The organism is Nostoc sp. TCL26-01 (assembly GCF_013393945.1).
Taxonomy (GTDB): domain Bacteria; phylum Cyanobacteriota; class Cyanobacteriia; order Cyanobacteriales; family Nostocaceae; genus Trichormus.
Genome location: NZ_CP040297.1, coordinates 1,727,476 through 1,740,839, shown reverse-complemented (window position 1 = coordinate 1,740,839; position 13,364 = coordinate 1,727,476). Strand labels below are relative to the sequence as shown.

At 41.7% G+C, this 13,364-nt stretch carries 12 protein-coding genes; 8 read left to right on the top strand and 4 right to left on the bottom strand.

Annotated features, from left to right (window positions below; all coding sequences use genetic code 11):
- Window positions 1–101 precede the first annotated feature (101 nt).
- From FD725_RS07430 to FD725_RS07395, 8 genes are all read left to right on the top strand, one after another.
- Window positions 102–950, top strand: coding sequence for a prohibitin family protein (locus FD725_RS07430; RefSeq protein ID WP_179047528.1), 849 nt, complete (start codon window positions 102–104; stop codon window positions 948–950).
- 57 nt (window positions 951–1,007) lie between these two features.
- Window positions 1,008–1,424, top strand: a complete 417-nt coding sequence (locus tag FD725_RS07425; RefSeq protein ID WP_179047527.1) for a DUF1824 family protein — start codon at window positions 1,008–1,010, stop codon at window positions 1,422–1,424.
- 300 nt (window positions 1,425–1,724) lie between these two features.
- On the top strand, window positions 1,725–3,665 hold the full coding sequence (locus tag FD725_RS07420) for an ABC-F family ATP-binding cassette domain-containing protein (RefSeq protein WP_179047526.1): 1,941 nt from the start codon (window positions 1,725–1,727) through the stop codon (window positions 3,663–3,665).
- Entirely contained in the window at window positions 3,658–3,858 is a 201-nt protein-coding gene (locus FD725_RS07415) for a hypothetical protein (RefSeq protein ID WP_179047525.1), read from the top strand. Before FD725_RS07420 ends, FD725_RS07415 begins: the two co-directional genes overlap by 8 nt.
- A 77-nt stretch (window positions 3,859–3,935) precedes the next feature.
- Complete coding sequence (locus tag FD725_RS07410) at window positions 3,936–4,439, top strand: pentapeptide repeat-containing protein (protein WP_179047524.1); 504 nt, start codon at window positions 3,936–3,938, stop codon at window positions 4,437–4,439.
- Between the two features lie 49 nt (window positions 4,440–4,488).
- Complete coding sequence (gene purT, locus FD725_RS07405; protein WP_179047523.1) at window positions 4,489–5,670, top strand: formate-dependent phosphoribosylglycinamide formyltransferase; 1,182 nt, start codon at window positions 4,489–4,491, stop codon at window positions 5,668–5,670.
- Window positions 5,667–6,170: a putative signal transducing protein gene (locus FD725_RS07400; RefSeq protein WP_179047522.1), complete on the top strand. Its 504-nt coding sequence runs from the start codon at window positions 5,667–5,669 to the stop codon at window positions 6,168–6,170. The genes purT and FD725_RS07400 overlap by 4 nt, the downstream gene beginning before the upstream one ends.
- 470 nt (window positions 6,171–6,640) lie before the next feature.
- Window positions 6,641–8,281: a serine/threonine-protein kinase gene (locus tag FD725_RS07395; protein WP_179047521.1), complete on the top strand. Its 1,641-nt coding sequence runs from the start codon at window positions 6,641–6,643 to the stop codon at window positions 8,279–8,281.
- 78 nt (window positions 8,282–8,359) lie between these two features.
- Here FD725_RS07395 and FD725_RS07390 read toward each other — a convergent pair whose 3' ends face one another.
- The 4 genes from FD725_RS07390 to FD725_RS07375 all read right to left on the bottom strand — a co-directional run bounded on the left by FD725_RS07390 (window position 8,360) and on the right by FD725_RS07375 (window position 13,348).
- Window positions 8,360–9,148 carry an ABC-2 family transporter protein gene (locus FD725_RS07390; RefSeq protein ID WP_179047520.1) on the bottom strand — a complete coding sequence of 263 codons (789 nt, stop codon included), beginning with the start codon at window positions 9,146–9,148 and terminating at the stop codon, window positions 8,360–8,362.
- A 205-nt stretch (window positions 9,149–9,353) separates the two neighbouring features.
- On the bottom strand, window positions 9,354–10,334 hold the full coding sequence (locus FD725_RS07385) for an ATP-binding cassette domain-containing protein (protein WP_179047519.1): 981 nt from the start codon (window positions 10,332–10,334) through the stop codon (window positions 9,354–9,356).
- A 117-nt stretch (window positions 10,335–10,451) separates the two neighbouring features.
- Entirely contained in the window at window positions 10,452–12,095 is a 1,644-nt protein-coding gene (locus FD725_RS07380; protein ID WP_179047518.1) for an AarF/ABC1/UbiB kinase family protein, read from the bottom strand.
- A gap of 188 nt (window positions 12,096–12,283) precedes the next feature.
- A complete protein-coding gene (locus tag FD725_RS07375) occupies window positions 12,284–13,348 on the bottom strand; it encodes a mannose-1-phosphate guanylyltransferase (RefSeq protein ID WP_179047517.1) in 1,065 nt (354 codons plus the stop codon).
- Between the last annotated feature and the right edge of the window lie 16 nt (window positions 13,349–13,364).

The following is a 13,364-nucleotide window of genomic DNA, read 5'->3' as shown; positions in this document are numbered from 1 at the left end:
TGAAGGGTGCAGGGGTGCAGGGAAGAAGAAGAAATACTAATGACCAATGACTAATGACTATTGACCATTGACTAATGACTAATGACTAAGGAGAAACAAACTTGAAAAATCAGCAATTGGGAAGTTGGCAGACTACTCTTTTAGCAATTGTACTGGCAGTTATTGTCATTGTTGGGTTAAATTCCTTTATGATTATCAACCCAGGACAAGCAGGAGTGTTGAGTATTTTAGGGAAAGCTAGAGATGGTGCTTTAATGGAGGGGATTCATTTGAAACCACCTTTGATTTCGGTGATAGATGTGTATGATTTAACAGTACAGAAATTTGAAGTCCCAGCCGAGAGTTCGACCAAGGACTTACAGAATTTAACTGCCAGATTTGCGATTAACTTTCGTCTTGATGCTAGTCAAATAGTAGGTGTCAGAAGAACACAAGGAACCCTAGAAAATCTTGTCTCTAAAATTATTGCCCCCCAAACCCAAGAAGCCTTCAAAATTGCCGCCGCCAAAAGAACAGTAGAAGAAGCCATTACTAAACGCAGCGAATTGAAAGAAGACTTTGACAATGCGTTAGGCGATCGCTTAGACAAATATGGAATAATTGTCTTAGACACTAGCGTAATTGATTTAACTTTCTCCCCTGAGTTTGCTAAAGCGGTAGAAGAAAAACAAATCGCTGAACAAAGAGCGCAAAGAGCCGTTTATGTGGCGCGAGAAGCCGAACAAGAAGCCCAAGCAGATATTAACCGCGCTAAGGGGAGAGCAGAAGCACAAAGACTTTTAGCAGAAACTCTCAAAGCCCAAGGTGGGCAATTAGTACTGCAAAAAGAAGCCATAGAAGCATGGAAAACTGGCGGCGCACAAATGCCCAGAGTCCTAGTCATGGGTAAAGATGCACAAAACAGTGTACCCTTCATTTTTAATCTGGGAAATCCTAGCAGCCAAAATTAACTATCATTTGCCTAATCACACACCAACACAACCTCAGAACCTATTAAATTCTAAATTATGCCAATGCCCAATCATCCCCATCTCACAACTACAGAGGCTAAAAAAATCCTCAACAAATTTAACTGTCTAGATATTGCACCAATTCTCAAACCATCAGAAAAAGAATCAGTGCGTCGAGCTTTGATTTTAATTACCAAACTTGCTGATTATCAAATACTAGGAATTTGCGCTGATACAGCCAAAGAAGGTTTACTAGCTATGAGAACCTATTCTCACGCTTTCGGCTACGAAGTCCCCATCGATTTACCTGTAGTGGAAGGGCCTGTATATATCAAATTGAATGGCAAAAATGGCTTGTGTTATCTCGATTCCTATTCTGGACATCATCGTGGGGTCTTAGTATCTTGTCAGTCTTACGACGAAGGAGGCATTAACGAAATGTATGGACATTTACCCCTCGATCTATTTGTGTAAAATTGGGCAACAATTTAAGGTGCGTTTCTGACTTTAACGCACCTCTACTCATCTAAAATATTATTTATTTAATGCTTTTTCTGTGCCTAGCTAGGTGAGAAAGCTTAACAGCAAATTGCGTCTTTAGGTGAAGTTATTTATCTAGCAAGAATATTTAATTTATTAGTTTTTAATTTAGTAGTTTTATAGGATGTGTTATCACTTCAACTCATTTTCAATCATCCTATCACCCATTACCCATTACCCATAACCCATAACCCATCCACACAAGTCAGTTCAAAAATCAAAGCAGATTAATATATGAGTATTATTACCCTACAATCAGTCAAAAAAGACTTTGGTATCAAAGAAATTTTAAAAGATGCTAGCTTTAGTTTAGATACCACTGATAAAGTCGGCTTAATCGGGACAAATGGCTCTGGTAAATCTACCCTCTTAAAAATGATTGCCAGACTAGAACCAGTTGATAGTGGACAAATTTTGTATAGCTCTGGGGCTAAAATTGTTTACCTACCCCAACAACCAGACTTAGATGAAAATCGCACAGTGTTAGAGCAGATTTTTGCTGATAGTGGTGAACAAATGGCTTTAGTTAGAGAGTATGAAGAACTCTCTGATAAACTCGCTCATTACCCAGAAGATAACCAGTTAATGTCTCGCCTATCTAGTGTGATGCAGCGTATGGACTCAACAGGCGCTTGGGAGTTAGAAACCAACGCTAAAATTATCCTCACAAAATTAGGAATTGTCGATTTTGATGTTCTTGTTGGTAGTTTATCAGGAGGCTATCGTAAGCGTATTGCCCTAGCAACTGCTTTACTCTCACAGCCAGATGTTTTACTCATGGATGAACCAACAAACCATCTTGATGCTTTATCTGTAGAGTGGTTACAAAGTTATCTTAACCGCTTTCGGGGCGCACTTTTCCTCATCACCCACGATCGCTATTTTTTGGATAAAGTTACCAACCGCATCATCGAAATCGACAGAGGCGATATCTATAGTTACGCCGGTAACTACTCATACTACCTGGAAAAGAAAGCCCTAGCAGAAGAATCAGCCGCTAGTAGCCAACGCAAACATCAAGGAGTATTAAGGCGGGAATTAGAATGGCTCAAAAAAGGGCCAAAAGCTAGAAGTACAAAACAAAAAGCTCGAATTCAACGCATCCAAGCCATGCGAGAAACTGAGTTTAAACAAGCCCAAGGTAAGGTTGATATCTCCACAGTCGGTCGGCGCATTGGCAAAAAAGTCATTGATTTGCACAACATTTGTAAAGCATATAACGGACGTACTCTCATCAATGATTTTACTTATGAATTTAGTCCAGAAGACCGCATCGGCATTATTGGTGGTAACGGTGCAGGTAAGTCCACATTAATGAATATCATCACTGGACGAGTCCAGCCTGATGCTGGTAGTGTGGAGATCGGTGGGACAATACACATTGGTTATTTTGACCAACATTCGGAAGAATTACTCACAGCTTTAGATGAAAATCAGCGCGTGATTGACTACATTAAAGAAGAGGGGGAATTTGTCAAAATCACTGATGGCACAAAAATTACTGCCTCACAAATGTTAGAGCGATTTCTGTTTCCCGGAAATCAGCAGTATGCACCAATTCATAAACTATCCGGTGGTGAAAAGCGTCGCCTGTTTCTCCTGCGTATCCTTATCAGTGCGCCCAATGTGCTGATTTTAGATGAACCGACAAATGATTTGGATGTGCAAACCCTAGCAGTGTTGGAAGATTATTTAGAAGATTTTGCTGGTTGTGTGATTGTCGTCTCCCACGATCGCTATTTTTTAGACCGCACAGTCGATACAATATTTGCTTTAGAAGACGGTGGGAAAGTCCGACAATATCCAGGCAATTACTCAGTGTATCTAGACTACAAGAAAGCCGAAGAAGCAGGGCAAACAACAGCCAACACTAAAGAAAAAACAAAAAATCCCGAAGAAGCAAAAATTACATCGGAAACTAAAGATCAAGAAAACAAAAAGCGCCGTAGACTATCTAACTGGGAGAAACGGGAATTTGAGCAGCTAGAAGGCAAGATTGCTCAACTAGAGGACGAAAAAGCCCAAACTGAGCAAGCACTAGCCCAAGTCTCACCCGGAAGTTACACCCAAGTACAAAAACTCTACGAACAAATAGAAGCGCTCAAACAGTCAATTGATTTAGCGACTGAGCGCTGGTTAGAATTAGCGGAGATAGAGTCTTCAGAGAATGGGTGAAAACAACATGATATTTCTGGAGTGGAGCATACCACAAAGTTGGGCATTAATTGACACCCAGTCTGAGCAATTTTGTCTGGGAGTTGCCGACAAAAATCGATTCTTTAAAAACTCAGCAGTGGAGTTTATCAAAAGTTTTTCACAGCGTTTCACATCAGATGCTACTCTTTGTCTGAGTGGAAGATTTGATTAGGTTTTCAGGTTACTGCTGTTCTTCGGGCTATGGCTAACTTTAGCCGTGCATCCAATAGTTAGATATAGTGCCAACAAATGATCATGATCAATCCTCATACCCAAGACATCCGATCTAACGCCATTCATTTTTTAGAACAGAGTCCATCACAACGCCTACAAATTCTCCAAGAATTAGGACTAGGTCGTTACCAGTTCTTATCTAAAATACCTCTGAATGACGATAACATCAACTGTGTAATCCGCTTTCTGCAAAATCCCTCTCAGGTAAAATTTCCCAATCTTTCCGGAGCCGATTTATCTGGGTTGAAATTAGACGAAGTGAGTTTAATTCGGGGCAATTTGTCAGAAGCAAACTTGCAAGGTACAAGTTTATTAAATGCCGACTTGATTTTTGTCAATTTCACCAAAGCCGATTTGCGTAAGGCAGATTTAAGAGGTGCAACCCTGAACGGAACTGTTTGGTTAGATACCCTGGTCGATGAATGTCAGTTGGGCATAGGGAATGGGTTGACAAAACAACAACGTAAAGATTTACAACTCCGGGGAGCTAAGTTTAACTATTTGGCAGATGATAATTAAAATGCTAGCGATTATCAACCTGCTAAATCACAATTAGCTCGGAAATTTAATGAGTAATACGATTAAACTACCCCAAAAACTAATGTTATTGGGGTCAGGTGAATTGGGCAAAGAATTTGTCATTGCGGCTCAACGTCTTGGTAACTATGTTATCGCTGTTGACCGTTATGACAATGCACCAGCAATGCAGGTGGCTGATTGTGCGGAAGTAATTTCTATGCTGAGTGCTGACGATTTAGAAGCGGTAGTTACTAAGCATAAACCTGATTTGATAATACCAGAAATTGAAGCAATTAGGACGGAAAAATTACAGGAATTCGCACAAAGAGGTATCACAGTTATTCCCACGGCGGCAGCGACAAACTACACCATGAATCGCGATCGCATTCGAGAATTAGCGCATCAAGAATTAGGCATTAGAACAGCGAAATATGGGTATGCTGTTACCTTAGCAGAATTGGTAGATATTTCTCAAGCGATCGGCTTTCCCAATGTCGTGAAACCTGTCATGTCTTCTTCAGGAAAAGGGCAATCTGTAGTATTAGGAAAAGAAGAAGTAGAGACAGCATGGAATTATGCGATCGCTAATTCTCGTGGTGACAGTCAAAAAGTCATAGTTGAAGAATTTATCAACTTTGAAATCGAGATTACGCTCCTCACCATTAAACAATGGAATGCCCCAACAATTTTCTGTCTTCCCATTGGACACAGACAAGAAAGAGGCGATTATCAAGAGTCTTGGCAACCCGCAGCTATTTCTCAACAGCAAATATTACAAGCACAAACCATTGCCAAAAAAGTCACTGATGCTCTAGGAGGAGCCGGAATTTTTGGTGTAGAATTCTTCATCACCAAAGACGAAGTTATATTTTCTGAACTTTCTCCTCGTCCTCATGATACAGGCATGGTGACATTAATTTCTCAAAATTTAAACGAATTTGAACTACACCTCAGAGCAATTTTAGGCTTACCCATTCCTCATATCGAACTACTCGGAAATTCAGCCAGCGCCGTGATTTTAGCCACCGAAAAATTGGATGCAATTGTCTTTACAGGCGTAGCAGAAGCATTAGCAGAGAAAGACGTAGATATCAGATTATTTGGTAAACCAACCGCCCATCCCTATCGTCGCATGGGAGTCGCCTTAGCAAAAGCCGATACTGTAGAACAAGCAAGAGCCAAAGCCACAAAAGCAGCCAGCAAAATTAAACTACATTCTTTAAATCAGTGAACAAAATAGTTAATAATTGGGTGACAGTGGCTACTTTTAGTAATTACATTGATGCTAATTTAGCCAAGCAATTATTAGAATCACAAGGCATTCAATGTTACTTAGCTAATGAATCCTTGGTCAACTTAGCATGGCATCTCACAGTTGCCGTAGGCTGGATTAAATTACAAGTTAATCCTCAAGACATTGATTTAGCGAAAACACTTTTAACTGCTGATAATTTCGAGGTCCAAACATCAGTAGATGAATCATTACCAGATGATGAAGCTGATGATCTAGAAACACCTTCCTGGGCAGATAAAACCGCCGACAGAGCATTTCGAGCCGCCGTCATTAGTTTAATTGTTATTTTTCTGCCAATTCAACTTTATTCTTTATGGCTACTACTGCAATTGTTAGTTGCTCGTCAGCAGCTTAGTCAAAATAGACAATTAAAAGTGATTGTGGCATTGTTGATCGATTTACTTAACTTGTTGATTCTCTGGCAGATTTTCTTTTAAAAATTTAAAGCTTGTATTGAGAAAGTATAAAGATTGCGTTAAGATAACTTGCTTCCAACTCTGAGAGTTCTCCCTCCTTTGTCAGAATCGAAGAATTTAGATCCCCGACTTGTTTGAGCAGTCAAGAATATTGTTGATCATGAGTAATTGGGGATGATGATAGATAGCCGAAAATACTTACTATCCAAGGTTTGTTGAATTTTCAACTTTAAATTGCTGAACACGGATGGGCATTACCTTGTCCTACTGTATTATGAGAAAGAAAAACTGGTTAATATCAAAAATCGGAGGCTAGAGACGAAACGGGAGAGCCAAAAAGTAAATCATTCCTCAAGTCGGGCATATCAGCTTTGCCCAGACAAATACAATAGATAAGAACACTCGATAAAAACCTTTTTTACTTACCAGCTCCCAACCATCAACAACAAGTAGCAATCTGCTCATCCAAAAAACAGGACTCAAAACTCTTTATGTTAGCAGGTAAAACCTTACAGGGTGGAAAATATACCATCACCCAAGAAATAGGACGCGGTGGTTTTGGCATCACGTTTAAAGCTACGCATCATTACTTAGAACAAGAAGTAGTGATGAAAACTATTAACGAACGACTGCGACAACATACTGATTTTGCTAAGTTCGAGCAACAATTCCAAGATGAAGCGAGAAGATTAGCTACTTGTGTTCATCCTCATATTGTCAGAGTCAGCGACTTTTTTGTCGAAGATGGACTACCTTACATGGTGATGGAATACATTCCTGGAGACACTTTAGGAGATGCTTATGTCTTACCAGGGATACCCTTACCAGAAGAAACAGCAATTCATTACATCCGCCAAATTGGCGCAGCTTTACAAGTAGTCCACAACAATGGTTTGCTACACCGAGATGTGAAACCAGACAATATTATCCTGCGTCAAGGCACTCAGGAAGTCATACTGATTGATTTTGGCATTGCCCGCGAATTCAATAGTGGTGTCAGACAAACTCACACAGGTTTAGTCTCGGAAGGCTACTCTCCCATTGAACAATATCTAACTCAAGCACCACGTACACCCGCCACAGATGTGTATGGTTTAGCCGCAACATTGTATGCTCTATTGACAGGACAAGTGCCTTTACCATCATTATTGCGCGATCGCGAACAAATGCCAGCCCCCCGCGAACTGCAACCCCACCTCAGCGCCGCCGTCAATCAAGCCATCATGCGCGGAATGGCGGTAGAATCCCGCTTCCGTCCCCAAACAGTCGCTGAATGGCTACAACTCCTACCGGGTAGTAGTTTCAACCTTCCCCCGCAAGCTTTAACTACTCATGCAGTTCCCACCATTGATTTATCTGTACACCTGCAAGAAAAATCTTCAGGTGCAAAAGTCTCCACTGGTGTGAAAAAACCATCACCATTCAAAACCCTGAATTTAATGGCGCAAAAGCATAGCGCTACCAGAGTTTTATTAGGTATTGGTATAGCCTTAGTTGCAGCCACAGCAGGATTTAGCGCCACCAGCTTGTTTTCTCAACTCCAACCCAAATCATCTTCAAAACCCCTGTTTGAAAAGCGTCCCATCGAACCTTTAGGGGGAAAAACCACCATTGATTCTCTAAACCAGGAATCAGGGAATAACACCAGACAAAATTCTCAAACATTCTCCCCCAGCGACACCCCTGTTTCTAACTCTAGGAGACGCAGGCGTAATTCCCTTGAGTCACAAACCGAGTCAGCTAAAACCACCACTACTTCCACAGATTTATCTCCCCAAACCAGCCCAGGAGACTCACAGCGCTCAAATCCTGAGCAACCTACACTCAAAAATTCTCCTTCACCATCCCTGGTAGAAAAGCTTAGAGAAATCCGTTCCTCTCGTAAGATTACCCCTCAACCATCTTCAGAAACCATCTCACCACCCACTTCTATTCAAAACTCACCCCCAGTAGAAAAGCATTCCCAACCTGTAGTGATCCCAGCAGTACCCCCCACAGAGTCTAAAAATTCAGATTCTTCTGTGATAGTTCCTACAGTAGAAGTGAAGCAGAATTCATCTAGTGATAGTCAATCTCAAACACCATCCCAGAAAACTGAAAAGTCTTCCGAGAATACATCAACTGATAATTAACTTGATGGTAATTGGGAATGGGTAATTGGGAATGGGTAATTGGGAATTGGGAATTGGTAATTGAATTTTGAATTGTTATTACGCTCCCATTCCTGAATACCTTTTTAAACCCGCACGCCATAGCAAACGATTGACACCTAAAAAAATTAATATCCAAGCCAATAGTGATAAGAAACCGCGTGTAATATCTACAGGTAAACCCACTAACAAACTTGACGGAAAATCAATTAAATATGGAAAAGGTGTAAATAAAACGATCGCTTTTACCTGGGGAGGAAATACATCTAAAGGGGCAATCAAACCAGATAAAAATAAATAAAATAAAAACCAGAAGTTTTCTAAAGCGTTAGCCCTCTCTGTCCAAAAGGCAAACATAGCGAAAGTGTACTGAATCACAAACCGCAAAACAAAAGCTAACGCCGCAGCCAAAGTAAATAAAAATAATTGCCCTACACTTGGTATCCAAAAAGCTTCAGGATACAAAATAAAAAATAGCCCGACAATCAACACAGCAAAAGGTGTACGCGCCACCCTTTCCGAAAGATGAGATGCAACATGATGCCACACTGGATCTAAAGGTTGCAACAATCGCGGCGATAATTTACCTTCGACTACCTCCTTTTCAAACTCCCAAATTACCCAAACTACAGAGATTTGCCTAACAATAAAAACTGTCAAAAAGTAACGAGCAAAATCCACAGACGATAAACCAAACCTCCCACCCTGCGCCGCCTTAATCCACACCCCCATCAAAATAATTGGCAAAGAACCAGACAAAACCCACAAAATCAACTCAGCCCGATACTCAACCATATAAGCATAGTAAACCGAAAGCAAAGTCAAAGCCTTTCTAATAATCTTCTTCATTCACCCCTTCTTCTCCCATCAACAAGTAAATAACTCCACTAATTTAGTAGCGACTCCGCGTACCTCCGCGCTAACCTCCGCGTCCCTCTGTCTTGAAAAGTTGAGCCACTGCTTTGGACGGGTTTCCCGGCTTATAGCAAGTGGCGTTCCTACGGAGGGAAACCCTCCTACAGAACTTTTCGCTGCGTTAAAAAAACACCACCAATTACACAACACCAGCCTGAAAAACCCTACCAATCACCTCCTCCACCGGCGGCTCAGTCACCGTTAAATCTATCACCTCCAATTCCGTTAACATCTTCGTCACAGTCCTTGTCAAAGCCTCCTGCTGCACCATAAAACAAACAGATCGTCCTTCTAAAAGTTGCACATCCCCATAGGATTGCAGTTTCTCTAACGGTAAAGGTTCAGCTAATTCTAAATGTACTTCCCGATAAGGTGCAAAACTTTCTAAAAGTCCATCTAAACTACCGTCATACATTAGCTTTCCTTGGTGAATTAACAGCACCCGTTCACATAAAGCGGTGATGTCAGCCATGTAATGACTAGTCAATAAAACAGTGGCTTGATAACGCTGGTTATACTCACGCAAAAAGTCACGCACTGCCACTTGAGCATTCACATCTAACCCCAAAGTCGGCTCATCTAAAAACAATACATGAGGACGGTGTAAAAGTGCTGCTAAAAGTTCAGCCTTCATCCGTTCACCCAAAGATAACTTCCGCACTGGTTGGTTTAGCTTACCTTCCAAGGCCAGCATTTCTGTTAATTCCCCAACCCGACGGTGAAATTCTTTATCAGAAATATCGTAAACAGCCGCGTTAATTTTCAAAGAATCCAAAGCTGGTAAGTCCCATAGCAACTGTTGCTTTTGCCCCATTACCAAGGTAATTTTTTGCAAAAAAGCCTCTTGACGCAAAAACGGCACGTGTCCAGCTACCTTCACCGTCCCAGCAGAAGGATGAATCAATCCTGTAAGCATTTTCAAAGTAGTAGTTTTACCAGCACCATTCGGCCCTAAAAACCCCACCACTTCCCCAGGTGCAATTGCAAAAGAAACATCTTTTACAGCATCAATTGAACGGTAGGTACGGCGGAAAAAGTGGTTAATTGTCCCACGAATTCCCGGTTCTTTTATTGCTACCGGATAAGATTTACTCAGATTCTCGGCAATAATAATTGACATATATTTTTGAAATTAAAACCACCAATAAACTTTGTCTCTTTATGACTTTGTGGTTTAAAGGTAGTTCTTACCACAGAGGCACAGAGTCACAAAGAGTATAGTATGAAGACATCTGGTTTATCGCAAACGACCCGATCGCAATATACTAATAATCAACCACAATCCCAACAAGCTTGCGGCAGCAAAGAGAAAACTACTCAAAAAAGACAACTGACTTGTCTGAGCTTTGGTAGAAATAATTGCTGCCCCCATAATCAGTGAACCCACTAAAATACTAAAAGACAAGCGGTTAGCAGCATCGTCCATTGTCCGCCGCACACCATCTAAACCATGTAGTGAGAGATTCCAGCGTAGGGTTTCTGATGTCACCCTATCTAATAGCAGTTCGATTTGCCGGGGAGATTGTAAAGACAGACTCTTAATATCTAGGGCTGTTCTGAGGAGCGATCGCACTGGATTATCCCCCAACAGTTGCCGTCGAAACAAATCTGTAATTAATGGTTGAATTTCGTCAAATAAATTTACCTCTGGGTTAAATGTCTGGGCTACCCCTTCCAAGTTCGCTATAGTTTTCGCGTACAAGCCCATATTGCTGGGGAGGCGAATTTTATTATTCCGGGCAACTTGTAAGATTTCATAAAATACTTGACTAAAATTCATCTCTGTCAAGCTGACATTATGATACTTCCGGAGCATCCGGTCATAGTCATTCTCTAAACGAGATAAAATCACTGGTTGAGCAGAATCTGCTAGTTGCAAAGTTAATTGGGCGCATCTCCCCGCATCCAAATCTACGATCGCCAACAGCATTTCTGTTAATATCTGTTGAGTCCGGGGATCAAGTCTCCCCACCATGCCACAATCTAATAGGGCAACACGACCATCGTTGAGATAAAAGATATTGCCCGGATGGGGATCAGCATGAAAAAAGCCATCAACATATAACTGCTGGAAAAAAGCCCGAAATAACAACGTCGTCACGGCTTTACGTTCGGCTACCGGATCTTTACCATTGTTACTAATCAAACTTGCTGACAGTATAGGCATTCCATCTAACCATTCCATCACCAGTAACTTTTGAGTCGTCAATTGCCAGTAAATCTCTGCCACTACCAGTTGAGTGGGATCAAACCAGCGACTACGTGACAAATTCCGCCGCAGTTGGTCGGTAAATGTCGCTTCTCGTGTAAAGTCTAATTCAGCTTCTAAAGCTTTAGTGAATTCTTCTGCAATAGATTTGATTTCATAATTTTGCCCAAAATCGGTACGCGCCACCAAATCGGCAATCCCTTGAATTAAAGCAATATCTTGAGCGATTGTTGTATCGATCCCCGGTCTTTGCACCTTCATCGCCACTTCCCGACCATCCATTAATGTGGCACGATGAATTTGAGCAATTGATCCCGCCGCTACAGGTACAGGATTGACTCGGCTAAAAGTTTCTTCCAGAGGGCGTTTTAGCTGTTTACGAATGACAATTTCAATTTCTGCCCACGGTACAGGCGGAACTTCATCTTGGAGTGTAGAAAGTTCCTCAATATAAGCTGCGCTGAGTAAATCAGGACGGGTAGACATCAACTGACCGAGTTTCACATAAACAGGCCCTAAATCTATCAGGATATTTTTTAAGACCGCCGGTGTAGGTAACTGGGGTTCATCAGCTTTACCACCTGTGAGTAGCCGCCGCATATAATCCCAACCATTGCGGAGGAAAACTTCAATAATTTCTCTTTGACGGGGGACAGTTTGGGTGAGGAACATTGTTGGAGGTGGGGAGAGGGGGGATGGGGGAGAGGGGGGGATGGGGGGGATGGGGGGAAAGAATAAAAATTTGTCTCCTTTTCTCCTTGTCCCCTTGTCCCCTTGTCCTCTTGCCTTTCTGCTAGAGTTATAATAGAAAAAGCCGCTTTTTAGCCTCTGCCAAGGGTTTTAACTATTAAAGTTAACAGTTATAGTAGGTGATTAAATCGGGGATCGCTTTGCAGGGTTTTGAGGACTTGCTTGATTTCTTGGGTACGTTCTTTATTAACGATCAGGGTGACATTGCGATCGCGCACAATTACCACATCCTCTAAACCAATAGTAACAATTACATCCTCTGGATTAGTAGCATAAACAATTGCCCCTTGTGTATCTAAACCTACGTGGGTTGCTAATTCCACATTGGCAGCATCTGGTTTTTTTAATAAACGCTCGATCGCATTCCAATCGCCTAAATCATCCCACCCAAATTCTGCTGGTAAAACATATGCTAGATTAGTCCTTTCCATGAGGGCGTAGTCTATACTTTTTTTAGGTAACTGGGGATAAATGTCAACCCCATGTTTAACTAATGGTTCGATGATTTCTGGTGCATGGGCATATAGTTCTTCTAGAACAACTCCTGCCCGGAAGACAAACATACCGCTATTCCAGCTAAATCGTCCTGTAGATAGAAAAGTTTCCGCTATTTCGCGGTTGGGCTTTTCAGTAAAGCGGTTGACGTGATAAGCTGGCAACTCATTAAAGCTACCAAATTTTTCGCCTTGCTCAATGTAGCCGTAACCGGTTGATGGAAAGCTAGGTTTGATCCCCAAAGTGACAATTGCAGCTGTATTTGCCGCTAATTGGCTAGCCGCGTCTAAAGTGCGTTCAAACGCCTCTAAATCAGCTATCCAGTGGTCAGAGGGAAAAAAGCCGATAATCGCGTCATCTCCATAACGCTTTTGAATTTCCAGACTTGTCCAAGCAACGGCGGCGGCGGTGTCTCTCCCCTGCGGTTCAATCAACAAATTTGGCGATGGTAAATCGGGTAATTGTTGTTGCACTCCTTGACCTAACTGATTAGAGGTGATTACCCATAGGTCATTCCAACCTCCAGCGAATGTAATTAGTCGCTCGGCGGTTGATTGCAATAAACTTCTAGAGCTACCATCAAGACTTAAAAATTGTTTGGGTCGATCTTGGCGGCTGAGAGGCCAAAAACGTTCACCTTTACCACCTGCCAGGATAACTGGGAACAATGAACTACTCATGTTGTCATCACACCTA

What these genes read in the sequence shown, in the direction of transcription:
- FD725_RS07425 (WP_179047527.1), top strand. Translation starts at nt 1,008, where the DNA reads ATGCCAATGCCCAATCATCCCCATCTCACAACTACAGAGGCTAAAAAA.
- FD725_RS07420 (WP_179047526.1), top strand. Translation starts at nt 1,725, where the DNA reads ATGAGTATTATTACCCTACAATCAGTCAAAAAAGACTTTGGTATCAAA.
- FD725_RS07415 (WP_179047525.1), top strand. Translation starts at nt 3,658, where the DNA reads ATGGGTGAAAACAACATGATATTTCTGGAGTGGAGCATACCACAAAGT.
- FD725_RS07410 (WP_179047524.1), top strand. Translation starts at nt 3,936, where the DNA reads ATGATCATGATCAATCCTCATACCCAAGACATCCGATCTAACGCCATT.
- purT (WP_179047523.1), top strand. Translation starts at nt 4,489, where the DNA reads ATGAGTAATACGATTAAACTACCCCAAAAACTAATGTTATTGGGGTCA.
- FD725_RS07395 (WP_179047521.1), top strand. Translation starts at nt 6,641, where the DNA reads ATGTTAGCAGGTAAAACCTTACAGGGTGGAAAATATACCATCACCCAA.
- FD725_RS07390 (WP_179047520.1), bottom strand. Translation starts at nt 9,148, where the DNA reads ATGAAGAAGATTATTAGAAAGGCTTTGACTTTGCTTTCGGTTTACTAT.
- FD725_RS07385 (WP_179047519.1), bottom strand. Translation starts at nt 10,334, where the DNA reads ATGTCAATTATTATTGCCGAGAATCTGAGTAAATCTTATCCGGTAGCA.
- FD725_RS07380 (WP_179047518.1), bottom strand. Translation starts at nt 12,095, where the DNA reads ATGTTCCTCACCCAAACTGTCCCCCGTCAAAGAGAAATTATTGAAGTT.
- FD725_RS07375 (WP_179047517.1), bottom strand. Translation starts at nt 13,348, where the DNA reads ATGAGTAGTTCATTGTTCCCAGTTATCCTGGCAGGTGGTAAAGGTGAA.